This window comes from Streptococcus jiangjianxini (assembly GCF_040225085.1).
In the GTDB taxonomy this organism is placed as follows: Bacteria; Bacillota; Bacilli; order Lactobacillales; family Streptococcaceae; genus Streptococcus; species Streptococcus jiangjianxini.
This window is the reverse complement of the sequence record NZ_JBEHGL010000003.1, coordinates 29727-44190: the sequence shown is the minus strand read 5'-3', so window position 1 is coordinate 44190 and position 14464 is coordinate 29727. Positions and strand designations below refer to the sequence as shown.

At 39.4% G+C, this 14464-nt stretch carries 12 protein-coding genes; 10 read left to right on the top strand and 2 right to left on the bottom strand.

Annotation, left to right across the window (positions count from 1 at the left end):
- The first annotated feature begins 67 nt into the window (after window positions 1-67).
- The 10 genes from ABP870_RS02305 (at window position 68) to sstT (ending at window position 11785) form a co-directional block, all read left to right on the top strand.
- Window positions 68-1531 carry a nicotinate phosphoribosyltransferase gene (locus ABP870_RS02305; RefSeq protein ID WP_350013884.1) on the top strand — a complete coding sequence of 488 codons (1464 nt, stop codon included), beginning with the start codon at window positions 68-70 and terminating at the stop codon, window positions 1529-1531.
- A gap of 3 nt (window positions 1532-1534) precedes the next feature.
- Window positions 1535-2356, top strand: a complete 822-nt coding sequence (gene nadE, locus ABP870_RS02300) for an ammonia-dependent NAD(+) synthetase (protein WP_350013883.1) — start codon at window positions 1535-1537, stop codon at window positions 2354-2356.
- Window positions 2357-2628: 272 nt separating this feature from the next.
- The gene (gene pepC / locus ABP870_RS02295) at window positions 2629-3966 is read left to right on the top strand and encodes an aminopeptidase C (RefSeq protein WP_350013882.1); all 1338 of its coding nucleotides are present in this window, start codon (window positions 2629-2631) and stop codon (window positions 3964-3966) included.
- A 144-nt stretch (window positions 3967-4110) separates the two neighbouring features.
- Complete coding sequence (locus tag ABP870_RS02290) at window positions 4111-4983, top strand: MetQ/NlpA family ABC transporter substrate-binding protein (RefSeq protein ID WP_350013881.1); 873 nt, start codon at window positions 4111-4113, stop codon at window positions 4981-4983.
- 298 nt (window positions 4984-5281) lie between these two features.
- Window positions 5282-6640 (top strand): M20/M25/M40 family metallo-hydrolase, encoded by a 1359-nt coding sequence (locus ABP870_RS02285; protein ID WP_350013880.1) that lies wholly within the window; start codon window positions 5282-5284, stop codon window positions 6638-6640.
- A complete protein-coding gene (locus ABP870_RS02280) occupies window positions 6633-7697 on the top strand; it encodes a methionine ABC transporter ATP-binding protein (RefSeq protein ID WP_350013879.1) in 1065 nt (354 codons plus the stop codon). Before ABP870_RS02285 ends, ABP870_RS02280 begins: the two co-directional genes overlap by 8 nt.
- Complete coding sequence (locus ABP870_RS02275; RefSeq protein ID WP_062711905.1) at window positions 7698-8390, top strand: methionine ABC transporter permease; 693 nt, start codon at window positions 7698-7700, stop codon at window positions 8388-8390.
- A 93-nt stretch (window positions 8391-8483) separates the two neighbouring features.
- Window positions 8484-9272: a carbon-nitrogen family hydrolase gene (locus ABP870_RS02270; RefSeq protein ID WP_350013878.1), complete on the top strand. Its 789-nt coding sequence runs from the start codon at window positions 8484-8486 to the stop codon at window positions 9270-9272.
- A 1-nt stretch (window position 9273) separates the two neighbouring features.
- Window positions 9274-10464 (top strand): pyridoxal phosphate-dependent aminotransferase, encoded by a 1191-nt coding sequence (locus ABP870_RS02265; protein ID WP_350013877.1) that lies wholly within the window; start codon window positions 9274-9276, stop codon window positions 10462-10464.
- 112 nt (window positions 10465-10576) lie between these two features.
- Window positions 10577-11785 (top strand): serine/threonine transporter SstT, encoded by a 1209-nt coding sequence (gene sstT / locus ABP870_RS02260; RefSeq protein WP_350013876.1) that lies wholly within the window; start codon window positions 10577-10579, stop codon window positions 11783-11785.
- A 38-nt stretch (window positions 11786-11823) separates the two neighbouring features.
- Here sstT and brnQ read toward each other — a convergent pair whose 3' ends face one another.
- Together brnQ and ktrA are read right to left on the bottom strand one after the other, a co-directional pair.
- The gene (gene brnQ / locus ABP870_RS02255; RefSeq protein ID WP_350013875.1) at window positions 11824-13206 is read right to left on the bottom strand and encodes a branched-chain amino acid transport system II carrier protein; all 1383 of its coding nucleotides are present in this window, start codon (window positions 13204-13206) and stop codon (window positions 11824-11826) included.
- 572 nt (window positions 13207-13778) lie between these two features.
- Window positions 13779-14450 (bottom strand): potassium uptake transporter gating subunit KtrA, encoded by a 672-nt coding sequence (ktrA, locus tag ABP870_RS02250; protein ID WP_350013874.1) that lies wholly within the window; start codon window positions 14448-14450, stop codon window positions 13779-13781.
- Window positions 14451-14464: the final 14 nt, after the last annotated feature.

The window sequence follows — 14464 nt, the reverse complement described above, 5'->3', positions numbered from 1 at the left end:
TAGAAGTCTTGAACTTTTGACAGTGATAAAAAAAGAGACTTTGATCAAGAATAAAGGAAACAAGAAAATGAATTATACCGATGATAGTTTAACACTACATACAGACCTCTACCAAATCAATATGATGCAGGTTTATTTCCAGCAAGGTATTCACAACAAACGCGCTATTTTTGAGCTTTACTTCCGTAAATTACCTTTTGAAAATGGTTTTGCTGTTTTTGCAGGCTTGGAACGTATCGTGTCCTACTTGAAACAATTGCGTTTCACAGAAACAGACCTTGCTTATCTTCGTGAGGAAGGCTATCCAGAGGATTTTTTAGCCTATTTGAAAGAGTTTAAATTAGAACTTTCGGTTAAGTCAGCACGTGAAGGGGACTTGGTATTTGCCAATGAGCCTCTCGTTCAAGTAGAGGGACCCTTGGCACAATGTCAGCTAGTTGAAACAGCTCTTTTGAATATTGTTAATTTCCAAACATTGATTGCAACCAAAGCGGCTCGTATTAGGACAGTTATTGCAGATGAGCCGCTGCTTGAATTTGGAACTCGCCGTGCTCAAGAGATGGATGCTGCTATATGGGGGACACGTGCGGCTGTCATTGGGGGTGCGGATGCCACTTCAAATGTGCGTGCAGGTAAGATTTTTGGTATTCCAGTGTCAGGAACGCATGCTCACGCGATGGTTCAAGCTTATGGTAATGATTATGATGCCTTTAAAGCTTATGCCCAAACTCACTACAACTGTGTTTTCTTGGTGGATACTTATGATACCCTAAAAATTGGTGTTCCAGCAGCTATTAAGATTGCGAAGGAATTTGGCGATAAGATTAATTTTCAAGGAGTTCGTTTGGATTCCGGAGATATGGCCTATCTTTCTAAAGAAGTTCGTAAACAATTAGATGATGCTGGTTTCACGAATGCCAAGATTTATGCGTCTAATGACTTAGATGAAAATACTATCCTAAACTTGAAAATGCAAAAAGCAAAAATTGATGTTTGGGGAGTTGGAACCAAACTTATTACAGCCTATGATCAACCAGCTCTCGGGGCGGTTTATAAGATCGTTTCTATTGAAGATGATAATGGGGAAATGAGAGACACGATAAAACTATCAAACAATGCTGAAAAAGTCTCTACACCAGGCAAGAAGCAAGTTTGGCGTATTACTAGCCGCGAAAAAGGGAAGTCAGAAGGAGACTACATTACGTTTGCAGATGTTGATGTATCTAAAATGGATGAAATCCATATGTTCCATCCTGTCTATACCTACATTTCAAAGACGGTTAAGAACTTTAATGCTGTGCCGTTATTGACGGATATCTTTCAAGATGGTCAATTGGTTTATGAGCTACCAAGTTTAGAAGACATCAAAGAGTATGCCCATAAAGAGTTGGAAGATTTATGGGATGAGTACAAACGTGTCCTTAATCCACAAGAATACCCGGTGGACCTTGCTCAGGATGTTTGGGACAATAAAATGGCGCTTATTGATCGTGTTCGTAAAGCAGCCTTCGCCCGAGTTAAAGGAGACTAAGAAGTGAGCTTACAAGCAACTATTATTAAAGCATTAGGTGTTAAGCCGGAGATTGATGCTCAAGAAGAAATCCGTCGCTCCATTGATTTCTTGAAAGCCTATCTCTTAAAACACCCATTTTTAAAGACCTTAGTTTTAGGGATTTCAGGTGGCCAAGACTCTACCTTGGCTGGACGTTTGGCACAATTAGCTATTGAAGAATTACGTCTTGAAACCAATCAAGACTATCAATTCATCGCTATTCGTCTTCCTTATGGTGTTCAAGCTGATGAAGCGGACGCGCAAAAAGCACTTGATTTTATCAAGCCCGACGTCAGTCTAGCCATTAACATCAAGGAAGCAGTAGATGGTCAAGTGTCAGAATTAGCCAAGGCAGGCGTGGAAGTATCAGACTTCAACAAAGGTAATATCAAGGCTCGCCAACGTATGATTACGCAGTATGCAGTGGCAGGACAGTACAGTGGTGCCGTTATTGGAACGGACCATGCAGCGGAAAACATCACAGGATTTTTCACTAAGTTTGGCGATGGTGGAGCGGATATTTTGCCACTCTTTCGTTTGAACAAGCGTCAGGGGAAACAACTTTTAATAGAACTAGGCGCTGACAAGGCGCTCTATGAAAAAATCCCCATAGCAGATTTGGAAGAAAATAAACCAGGACTTGCTGATGAAGTTGCATTAGGAGTAACTTATAACGATATTGATGATTACCTTGAAGGCAAGCAGGTATCACCCGAAGCCCAAGAAAAAATTGAAAATTGGTGGCAAAAAACCATGCATAAGCGTCATTTGCCAATAACCATTTTTGATGAATTTTGGAAATAGTTAATACGGGAAACTTTGTTTTTAGACCAAAGCTCCGCTCCCTAAACAGCAGAGAAAAGGAATCTATAAGGACCTGATTGCTAGTGATTTATACTCTTAGAAAGGGTGATTTAGCCACTTTTTCTGAGAGTTTTCGTTTTATGAAGAAGTTGCAGAAGTAGTTCCAAAAGCGACTGTTTTTTTGACCGAAAAGAACTCCTGTTCCCTTTTTCTCTTGAATAATATCTTTGAAGGCGTATAATATGGAGTAACATGATTTTAGGAGGATGAGAATGTCTGAATTAACGAAAAACTTTATAGATCAATTGTTTGATAACTATCAAGCTAACCCTAAATTTCAAGCACTAGAGAACGCAGTGACTCACGCAGGACTCTTAAAAGTTCTTGAAACGCGTCAAAGTGCGATTGAAAATGATTATGTCTTCTCAATAGATCTTACCAATGATGCTGTTTCCAATCAAAAAGCATCGGGTCGTTGCTGGATGTTTGCAGCACTAAATACGTTTCGCCATAAACTGATTTCAGAGTTTAAATTGGAAGATTTTGAATTATCACAAGCGCATACTTTCTTTTGGGATAAATACGAGAAATCAAATTGGTTTTTGGAAAATATTGTGGCAACAGCTGATCAAGTATTAGAGAGCCGTAAGGTTAAATTTCTTTTAGATGTGCCTCAACAAGACGGTGGCCAATGGGATATGGTTGTGTCTCTTTTTGAAAAATACGGTGTTGTTCCAAAATCCGTTTACCCAGAGTCAATCAGCTCAAGCAATAGTCGTGAACTCAATCAATACTTAAACAAACTCTTACGACAAGATGCTCAAATTCTCAGAGAACTCATTGCTGAAGGTGCTGATGAAAAAGCTATCCAAAGCAAAAAAGAAGAGCTCTTGCAAGAAATTTTTAACTTTCTAGCTATTAACCTTGGGCTACCGCCACGGACTTTTGATTTTGCTTACCGTGATAAGGATAATAACTATCATAGTGATAAAGCCATCACGCCACAAGCCTTTTATGAGCAATATGTTGGTCTGAAATTGGATGATTATGTTTCTATTATCAATGCGCCGACAGCGGATAAACCTTTTGGTAAATCTTACACCGTTGAACTGCTAGGAAATGTGGTCGGTAGTCGTGACGTTCGCTACCTCAATCTTGATATGAAACGGTTTAAAGAGCTGGCTATCGCGCAACTGCAATCTGGTGAAACGGTATGGTTTGGTTCAGATGTTGGTCAGTCTTCTGATCGTAAATCAGGTGTTATGGCAACAAATGCCTATGATTTCACCTCAAGTATGGATATTGAACTCATTCAAGATAAAGCTGGTCGATTGGACTATAGCGAAAGCTTGATGACCCATGCAATGGTCTTGACAGGTGTTGATTTAGATGAGAATGGTCAACCCCTTAAATGGAAGGTTGAAAATTCTTGGGGTGATAAAGTTGGTGAAAAAGGTTATTTCGTTGCCTCAGATGCCTGGATGGATGAGTATACCTATCAAATTGTTGTTCGCAAGGATTTATTAACAGCTGAAGAGTTGGCTGCTTATGAGGCAGAGCCAGTTCTCTTGAAACCATGGGATCCGATGGGAGCTCTAGCTTCTAAATAACTTATTTTTAAGAGCTGAACAAAGGTCAGCTCTTTTTGTTATAATTTTTAGCTATAACTAAACCTAGTTTTTAACAACTTGTTTTTAATAACTGTGTATGACATAATAAGTAAGCAATTAAAAAAGAGTAAGAGGTAAGATGACATGACATTATTGAAAAAAGCATTAGGTATAGCAGGTTTAGCTGTGGCTTCAACAGTTGTTTTGGCAGCTTGTTCAGGTGATAATTCAGCTGATGATAAAGATGTTGTTCGTGTTGGTATCATGACCAAAACGGATGCTACTGAACCTCTTTGGAACCGTGTTGAAGAATTGGCTGAGAAAAAAGGTGTCGAGCTAAAATTCACAGAGTTCACTGATTATACACAACCCAATAAAGCTCTTAAAAATGGTGAAATTGATGTTAATGCCTTTCAACATTATAATTTCTTGAACGATTGGAACAAGAAAAATGATGGTGATTTGGTGGCGGCAGCTGATACACTCTTGAGTCCTATTCACCTGTTCTCAGGTTTAGATGGGAAAAAAGCCAAATACACGGATGTCAAAGACCTTCCAAAAGGAGCAACGATTTCAGTGCCAAACGATCCAACCAATGAAAGCCGTGCCCTGTATGTGCTTCAATCAGCAGGTTTAATTAAATTATCGACATCAGGTGAAGAAGTAGCGACACTTGACGATATTACATCAAATGCAAAGGATTTGAACATCAAAGAGATCGCCGCTGATCAATCTGCTTCAACATTGACATCTGTTGATGCGGCTATTATTAACAATAACTACGCTGTTGACGCTGGGGTTGATTATGGTACTTCAATCTTCACTGAAGAAAAAAATGATAGTTCAAAACAATGGATTAATATTATTGCTGCACAAAAAGATTGGAAAAAATCAGATAAAGCAGACGCTATCAAGACTTTGATTGATGTTTACCAAACGGATGAAGTTGCTAAAATCATCAAGAAAGCATCTAAAGGCACAGATATTGCTATCTGGGAAGGTGCTCCAAAAAATTAATTCAAGTCTCCAATAATTTATTAATGAACAAGTAAAATAGGCGTGTGGGAAGCACTCCTGTTTTCTTGTTATGGTATAGTCTTTTGAATGAACTTTGAGACATCATCGCTATCGGTACTAGATGAAATCGAAAAGCAAACTAGGCGGCGCCACTGCAGATAGAACTGAAGTTCATCACACTAAGTCAACAAGGTCTGATTTTCATTTTCGAAGAAGATCAGGTATTGTCTGCGTCTTTCGTTCCTTGTTCTGAAAGTGAATTCATTGGACTATAGTCTTGATCGTAGAGAGGAAGAATATGCCAGGGATAAATGAAACCAAAGAAAAAGCTAGCTTGAAAGAAAACTACCTTGACGTTTTAGAAAAACTAATTGCAAGCAAGTCTATTTTTGCCCAAGCAGTTGGTTTGGCTGAAACGGCAGCCTATCTCAAAGAAGTCTTTGAAGATGCTGGTGCACAGGTTATTGTTGATGAGAGTTATGCTGCCCCCTTTATTCTGGCCCAGTTTAAGAGTCCACGACCTGAAGCCAAACATATTATTTTTTATAATCACTATGACACGCAACCAGCGGATGCTGATCAGGTTTGGCAGAGTGATCCCTTCCAGCTCACCTTTCGGGATGGTTACATGTATGGTCGCGGCGTCAATGATGATAAAGGTCATATTACAGCACGCTTAACAGCAGTGATGGCTTATTTGAATAAACACAAAGACTTGCCGGTGAACATTACTTTTATGATGGAAGGGGCAGAAGAATCTGCATCTGTTGATTTAGAAAAGTATTTAGCAAAATATGCTGATAAGTTAACTGACGCAGACCTTTTGATTTGGGAACAGGGTGTTCGTAATAAGGAAAATCAGATTGAAATTTCCGGTGGCACCAAAGGAATTGTTACTTTCAATGCAGAAGTAAAATCTGCTAAGGTGGATAGTCATTCTAAATTTGGGGCCATCTTTGACAGTGCAACATGGTATCTTCTCAATGCGTTGACTAGTCTTAGAGCAGAAGATGGTCGGATTTTGGTCGATGGTATCTATGAGGACATCGTTCAGCCAACTCAGCATGAGGTTGACTTAGTAGCGAAACATGTTCATCTCGATTTGGATTCTTTAAAGGAGTTGTATGACTTAAAACTTCCGACCTTAGCTAAAACACAGGCTGATTTAGAAAGACGATTATTTTTTGAACCAGCTTTGACCATAGAAGGCTTATCATCTGGTTATCTTGGACAAGGTGTTAAGACGATTATTCCCGCGCAGGCTTCGGCTAAGCTAGAAGTGCGGTTGGTCCCAGGAATGGATCCTCACAAGGTTTTAGGATTGATTGAAAAACAACTTGCCCAAAATGGTTACCATCAAGTAACATTAACCTACACTTTAGGAGAGAAAGGCTATCGGAGTGACATGACGGCGCCAGCTATTCAAAATGTCATTAGCATAGCGGAAGGTTTTTCACCAAATGGTGTTGCTGTTTTACCAACGACAGCTGGTACTGGTCCTATGTACCAAGTATTTGAAGCTTTGCAAGTTCCTATTGCAGCCTTCGGAATTGGTAATCCTGATAGTCGGGATCATGGTAGTGATGAAAATGTCAAAATGACAGACTATGAAACGCATATAAAAATGATAGAGGAGTTAATTGCAAGTTATGACTAATGCGATTATAAATTTAGAACACATCGATATCACTTTTCATCAGAAGAAACGTACTATCGAGGCTGTTAAGGATGTTTCTGTGACCATCAATAGGGGTGATATTTATGGTATTGTTGGCTATTCGGGTGCTGGAAAATCCACTTTGGTTAGGGTGATTAACCTGCTTCAAGTACCAACAGCAGGAAAAATTACCATCAATGATGATGTGACTTATGATAAAGGAAAAGTGCAATTATCATCGTCAGAATTGCGCCAGAAGCGTCAAAAAATCGGCATGATTTTCCAACATTTTAACTTGATGGCTCAAAAGACGGCTTCTGAAAATGTTGCTTTTGCTTTACGTCATTCTGATTTGAGTAAGGAAGCTAAAGCTAAGAAGGTTTCAGAGTTATTGGAGTTAGTGGGACTATCTGACCGCTCTGACAATTATCCAGCGCAGCTATCTGGTGGTCAAAAGCAGCGTGTTGCTATAGCGCGTGCCTTAGCAAATGACCCAGAAATCCTGATTTCTGATGAATCAACATCGGCTTTGGATCCGAAAACAACCAAGCAAATCTTGGCTCTGCTACAAGACCTTAACCGAAAATTAGGTTTGACGGTGGTAATGATCACACATGAAATGCAGATTGTTAAAGATATCTGTAATCGTGTTGCTGTTATGCAAAATGGTGTTTTGATCGAAGAGGGGTCTGTTTTAGATATTTTCTCAAATCCTAAAGAAGCATTAACACAAGAGTTTATTAAAACAGCGACTGGCATTGACGAAGCCATGATAAAGATTGCCCAGCAAGATGTTGTTGCTAACCTAGCTGCAGACTCTATTTTAGTGCAACTTAATTATGCGGGAACATCGACAGATGAACCGATTTTGAATGAAATTTACAAACGATTTCAAGTCACTGCCAATATTCTTTACGGGAATATTGAAATTCTTGACAATACACCTGTTGGTGAAATGGTGGTTATCTTATCAGGAGCTTTGGATAGCCTCTTGGCAGCACAAGAAGCCATTGCAGCAGCCGGTATTCACTTAACGATTTTAAAGAGAGGTGCCTAGATGTTAGAGTGGATTCAAACTTATTTACCAAATGTTTATCATATTGGTTGGACAGGAGATAATGGTTGGTTGGCAGCTATCAATGCTACCTTATACATGACGATTGTATCGTTTATTATTGGTGGTCTTTTGGGGCTCCTTGCAGGTCTTTTTCTTGTTTTGACTGCACCCGGTGGTGTTATTGAGAATCGTCCGGTTTTTCAAGTTTTAGATAAGATTACTTCAGTCTTTCGTGCGATTCCTTTCATTATCTTGCTAGCCATTTTGGCTCCAGTGACTTTTTTCATTGTTAAAACAAATCTTGGGGCGACCGCAGCCTTGGTTCCTCTTTCAGCAGCGACTTTCCCATTCTTTGCTCGACAAGTTCAGGTAGTTTTATCAGAATTAGATCGTGGAGTGATTGAAGCGGCACAGGCATCAGGGGCAACGCTTTTTGATATTATCAAAGTCTATCTTGGAGAAGGATTGCCTGATCTTATTCGTGTATCAACAGTAACCTTGATTTCGTTAGTTGGTGAAACAGCTATGGCGGGAGCTATTGGGGCTGGAGGTCTTGGTAACGTTGCTATTTCTTATGGTTATAATCGGTCTAACACAGACGTTACATTTATGGCTACCTTGGCAATTCTTTTATTAATCTTTGGTATCCAATTTATTGGAGATTTCCTAACACGAAAACTGAGTCATCGGTAGTCACTTTTGAAGAGTGTAACAGGACTTATCAAGTGCCATACAAAAACGAGATTTATCTGTTGGTAGGTCTCTTTTTGCTCAGTAGGAGGTATCATGAAGATTGCTATATTACAGATGGCCATCAAAGAAGGTCAACCTGATCACAATCGTCAGCACGTTTTAGACTTATTAGATGAGGAGTTCGCCTTAAATCAAGTGGTTTTACTAGTATTGCCAGAATTATGGGATACAGGATATGCTTTGTTAGATTTGGAGGCTTGTGCTGATACAGATGGACGGGAAGCACGTGTATTTTTATCAGACTTGGCTCAAAAATATCATACCAACATCATCGGTGGTTCGATAGCCAGAGTTTGTGATGGACAATATTATAATACTTCTTATAGCTTCAATCGCAATGGTCAATTAATCAACCGTTATGATAAAGTTCACTTGTTTGGACTCATGGCAGAAGATAAGTATTTGTCAGCTGGTGATAAGGACAGTTGTTTTTGGTTAGATGATGTTTTAACGAGCCAAGTGATTTGTTATGATATTCGTTTTCCAGAGTGGCTACGTAAGCAAATAGCTAAGGGGTCAAAACTTCTGGTTGTTCCTGCGCAATGGCCGAGTGCTAGAATTAGCCAATGGAAAATATTATTGCAGGCAAGAGCTATTGAAAATCAAGCATTTGTCGTTGCAGTTAATCGGACAGGGCAAGGGTTATTAGATAGCTTTGATGGGCATTCATTAGTTATTGACCCGTTAGGCAATATTCTTTTGGAAACGGATGTTCAAGAAGGTCTTTCTATTTGTGATATTGATCTTTCGGTGATTGAGGAAATTCGTGGTCAAATGCCTGTGTTTGCGGATCGTCGACTAGATTTATACAAGGAGGGCTAGGATGAGATTTTCACAATCGCATTTATTAGATCAATTACCCAAACAATTTTTCGCAGACTTGGTCGCTAAGGTCAATGCTCAAATAGCTGCTGGTCATGACGTTATTAATCTAGGACAGGGCAATCCTGATCAGCCGACTTATGATTTTATTGTCGAAGCTATGGCGAAAGCAAGTCGAAAACCTCTAAACCATAAGTATTCCCATTTTAGGGGTCAGACATCGTTAAAAGAAGCCATAGCTACCTTTTATCAAGAACAATATGACGTTGATTTGGATCCTGAAACTGAAGTTTGTGTTTTAGGAGGTGCCAAAATTGGCTTGGTTGAATTCCCTCTAGCCTTGATGAATCCAGGAGAAAAGTTATTACTGCCAGATCCTGGCTATCCAGATTATCTTTCAGGAAGCGTTTTAGGACAAGTTGACTATGACACCTTTCCTTTGCTTGCTGAGAATGATTTTTTACCTGACTATGCTAATTTTTCAGATGAACTATTGGATAAGGCAAGATTTCTTTATTTAAATTATCCCAATAACCCAACTGGAGCTGTAGCTAGTACTGAATTTTATGACCAAACGGTAGCTTTTGCCAAGGAAAAAGGTCTAGGAATCGTCAGTGACCTTGCCTATGGGGCTCTAGGAGCTGATGGTTATGACAATCCTAGCTTTTTGTCTTCGAAAGGAGCTAAAGAGGTCGGTATTGAACTGTATACATTCTCTAAAACCTTTAATATGGCGGGCTGGCGCTTGGCTTTTGCAGTGGGAAATAAAGACATGATTTCAGCCCTCAATCTATTACAAGATCATCTTTTTGTCTCAGTCTTTCCAGCCATTCAGGAAGCTGGTTGTGTGGCTTTGCTGGATGAGAGGAGTGGCGATGCAATTCGTCAGCTAAACAAGCTCTACGATCAAAGACGACATGCTTTTGTAGAAGCAGCTGCTGCCATTGGTTGGCAAGCTTACCCGTCTAAAGGAAGCTTCTATGCTTGGATGCCGATTCCTAAAGGACATATTCCTAAAGGACATACTTCCAAAACTTTTTCCGATTTGTTATTAGAAGAGGCTAAGGTTGCTGTTGCTCCAGGTATAGGATTTGGTGCTGCTGGAGATAGCTATGTCCGCATTGGTCTTTTAGAGAGTACCGAACGCTTATTGGAAGCGGTAGCAAGGATCAAAAAATTAGACTTGTTTTAAATAATCGAAACTAGCTTGAATGTTTAAACAACTTTTATGATATAATACATAGAAATGGGAGCAATTTGCTCCTGTTTTAGTCTAAAAATGTATTAAAAATTCAGGAGAACATATGAAAAAAGCGTTTCACGTTTGGGGACGTGTTAGTCTAGTCAAGCGTATTCTTATCGGTGTTATTATTGGTGGTCTTTTAGGATTACTTGTTCCTAAAATGTCCTTTATTGGATTAATTGGACAGATGTTTGTTGGTGGGCTAAAAGCGATTGCTCCGCTCCTGGTATTCGCCTTGGTTGCTAATGCCTTATCACAATCACGCGATGGGCAAAAGAGTAATATGAAGATTGTTATCTTCCTTTATCTACTAGCGACATTTTCAGCAGCCTTTGTTGCTGTTTTAAGTTCTTACGTCTTTCCAGTGACCTTGAGATTGACGGAGTCAGCTGCTGCAAATGCTAATTCGCCTGAAGGGATTGCCCAAGTTTTTCAAAGTTTACTCTTGAATATCGTTGATAATCCCATCAATGCCCTAGCTCAGGCTAATTATATCGGGGTATTATCATGGGGGGTAATCTTTGGATTGGCCTTTCGTTCAGCTAGCAAGACGACAAAGGAGCTTTTAGCTACCTTAGCAGATGTTATAGCACAAATCGTCAAGGGCATTATTAATTTAGCACCGTTTGGTATCATGGGATTGGTCTATTCTACTATTTCTGAAAATGGTATCTCAGTGTTAGCTGATTATGGTATTTTGATTTTGGCACTTGTTGGGACGATGGCTTTTGTTGCCTTAGTGGTCAATCCTTTATTAGGCTTCATCATGATGGGGAAAAATCCCTATCCACTGACTTTTCAATGTCTGAAAGAGTCAGGAGTAACGGCCTTTTTTACCCGTAGTTCGGCAGCCAATATCCCTGTTAATATGCGTCTTTGTGAAAAATTAGGTTTGAATCCAGATACTTATTCTGTTTCTATCCCATTAGGAGCAACGATTAATATGTCAGGAGCAGCTATTACTATTAATGTGTTGACCTTAGCTGCAGCACGTACTTTGGGCATTGAAGTTGACTTTGCCACGGCCTTTGTTTTAAGTGTTGTGGCAGCAGTTTCAGCTTGTGGCGCTTCGGGTGTTGCTGGTGGATCTTTGCTATTAATTCCTGTTGCCTGCAGTTTGTTTGGGATTCCAAATGACGTTGCTATGCAAGTGGTTGGCGTTGGCTTCATCGTTGGTGTCGTTCAAGATTCTTGTGAGACAGCTCTGAACTCAGCATCGGATGTTTTCTTTACAGCAGTTGCTGAAAAATCATATTTTAACAACCATTAAACAAAAAAGCTATCAGCAAAAAGTCTGATAGCTTTTGTTTATCTGTTTTTGAAATAATAATGATAACCCAATAATCCGATAGCATAACCGACTAGTGTAAAGGTAATCCACCCCATGTTGTATTGTCCCAGAGGTACAGTGTGGGTAAAAAAGTGGTTGACGATATCTGGTAGCTGGAAGCCCCCGGTTAATGAGCCAAGTGTGGATGAGAAATCATAGAAACCAGCTATAAATGTAGAGGCTATTGTTGTTTGATAGACAAAGGAATGATTAGCGAAGAACTGTTTCGTGAATACTAACAAAATCAAAGCAATGGTCAAAGGGTATAGGAGATAAAGGAACGGTGTCGACCATTTGATAATTTCGGATAATCCACCGAAATAAAAGAGCGTAGACAAGAGAGTGAAAATGGTTACCCATGTCAGGTGGGATAATTTCGGGACCAAATGATGAAAAAACTCTGAGCAAGCTGTGATTAATCCAGAAGAAGTTGTCAGACAGGCTAAAAAGATAACAACTGAAAGAATCGTTTGTCCTAAATTACCAAGGTAGAATGCGGCGGATTGATTAAGAATATGCCCGCCATCAACTTGGATACCATAAAGCTCGAAGATACCGCGATGTAAGGTAAATAAACTTTGGGAGGTGGCACCGATACGTCCAATAAAGATATAAACTAGAGAAAGCAGGAGACAAGCAATCAGGCCTGACTTGACAACGCTCTGTCCAACTTGTTTTTGGCCGCTAATGCCATGATCTTTAATGGCATTTATGACGAGAATGGCAAAGGCTAGTGAAGCTAAGGCGTCCATTGTCCCATAACCTTGAATTAGACCAGCTACAAATGGTGAGTCTTTGAAAGCATTGTTGATAGTCTCTGAAGCATTGCGTGGTTCTCCTAATCCACCAATGGGATTAATAAACGAAACAATAATTAAAATGGCAAGGACGGAAATCAAAAGCGGTGTTAGGTATTTGCCAATGTAATCTGCAATTTGGCTTGGCTTGACGGCTAGGAAGTAAGATAGACCAAAGAAGACCAAAGCGTAAATAACTCTTACTAATGGGCTATTACCAAAAATAGGCTCAATTCCGATAGAAAAGGACGTTGCCCCTGTCCGTGGGATAGCAAAGAAAGGACCAATGGAAAGATATAAGATAGCAGCAAAGAGCAAGGCGTACCATTTGGAAACAGGCCTTGCAAGGTCCTGAGGACTCTCATGTCCAGAAAAAGCTACGGCAGTGACACCGAGTAAAGGCAGACCAATACCAGTAATACAGAATCCTAGGATAGCTTGCCAGAAATTTTGGCCTGAATAAAGGCCTAAAAAGGCAGGGAAGGTGAGATTACCTGCCCCGAAAAACAGGGCGAATAGCATAAACCCAACAATAAGGGTTGGGTTTTTAAATTTTTTTAGCATGTAAGGATGAAACTTTCTAAAAATGAGTATTGTGTTATAAAAAATCAACGTTTATTATTTTAAAATTATTCTGACAGTTTGTCAACTTATCTTACTGGTAATATCATAGCAACATGAAACAATTATAGTACAACTGAATATGTAGAATTGGGTGGTAGGTTCACTAGAATTTTATAAATATTTCAGAAAAATACTGCCTAGTAACGATATTTTTCTTGAGGTATTGCTGTCCTGTTGTTATTTCATTAGATTGTAGAAAGTTAATAACGTTTGTTTTTTGATTTGAAAATGAAGAGAAGAGGACAGAAAAAAGTCAATTTTTATACTCAACAAAATTCAGGAATAGCGACATCGTAATGTTAAGACAAAATAAGTCATACCTCCCCAACTAAAATCAATTGTACACAAAGACTGTGTTGTACCGCTATTTTTGATTTCTGATTAGTATTAGCCTTACCGTTAAAAAATTGAACAAAATAAAATGGCTTAGAATTAACGTTTTTGACGACATTATTCTAAGCCATTTATTATATTTAGACGTTTTGCTCAACCTCTCGTAACGGTTTAACGCGCTATTTTAAATAGCCTAAATAGTCAAATTTTTCGAAAGTACGAGAATTGGTGACAGCGCTTATTTGGATATTATCTGGCAGAGGCTCTTGAGCGTTAAAATCTGTTGTCAGGCTTTCCATATTCCCTCGACGAATGCCGACAACGTTCAATTCATATTTGTTACGCACATCAAGTTCAATGAGATTTTTACCAACCCATTTTTGAGGGATTTTAAATTCGATGATTGAAATATCATCTTCAACATGAATGATGTTAGAAATGTGACGTCTTAAAATATGAGATGCCAGTGATTTTCCAGAAGCTCTCTCGGGCATGATCACGCGATTGGCTCCAATATGGTACAAAACATCTTCAAAAATGCCGCTTTTAGCTTTTGCGATGATATTTTGAACGCCTAATTTTTTACAGTGCATAACAGCAAGAACGGAAGCTTCGAGACTATTACCTGTTGCAATCACAACGGTATCACAGTGCTCGATGCCAACACTTTCTAGAAATTCGTAGTTGGTGATGTCACCAACAGCAGCACGAGTAACCGTATTGGCAACGGCTTGAACATGATCCTCATGATAGTCAATGGCAATGACGTCTTGGTCAAAGGTACAAAGTTCTTCGGCGACGGTTTTTCCAAAGATTCCAAGACCTAGAACACCGATAATTTTTTTAGACACAATGGTCTCCTTTC

Coding starts and splice junctions, on each gene's coding strand:
- ABP870_RS02305 (WP_350013884.1), top strand. CDS start 68: ATGAATTATACCGATGATAGTTTAACACTACATACAGACCTCTACCAA.
- pepC (WP_350013882.1), top strand. CDS start 2,629: ATGTCTGAATTAACGAAAAACTTTATAGATCAATTGTTTGATAACTAT.
- ABP870_RS02290 (WP_350013881.1), top strand. CDS start 4,111: ATGACATTATTGAAAAAAGCATTAGGTATAGCAGGTTTAGCTGTGGCT.
- ABP870_RS02285 (WP_350013880.1), top strand. CDS start 5,282: ATGCCAGGGATAAATGAAACCAAAGAAAAAGCTAGCTTGAAAGAAAAC.
- ABP870_RS02280 (WP_350013879.1), top strand. CDS start 6,633: ATGACTAATGCGATTATAAATTTAGAACACATCGATATCACTTTTCAT.
- ABP870_RS02275 (WP_062711905.1), top strand. CDS start 7,698: ATGTTAGAGTGGATTCAAACTTATTTACCAAATGTTTATCATATTGGT.
- ABP870_RS02270 (WP_350013878.1), top strand. CDS start 8,484: ATGAAGATTGCTATATTACAGATGGCCATCAAAGAAGGTCAACCTGAT.
- ABP870_RS02265 (WP_350013877.1), top strand. CDS start 9,274: ATGAGATTTTCACAATCGCATTTATTAGATCAATTACCCAAACAATTT.
- sstT (WP_350013876.1), top strand. CDS start 10,577: ATGAAAAAAGCGTTTCACGTTTGGGGACGTGTTAGTCTAGTCAAGCGT.
- brnQ (WP_350013875.1), bottom strand. CDS start 13,206: ATGCTAAAAAAATTTAAAAACCCAACCCTTATTGTTGGGTTTATGCTA.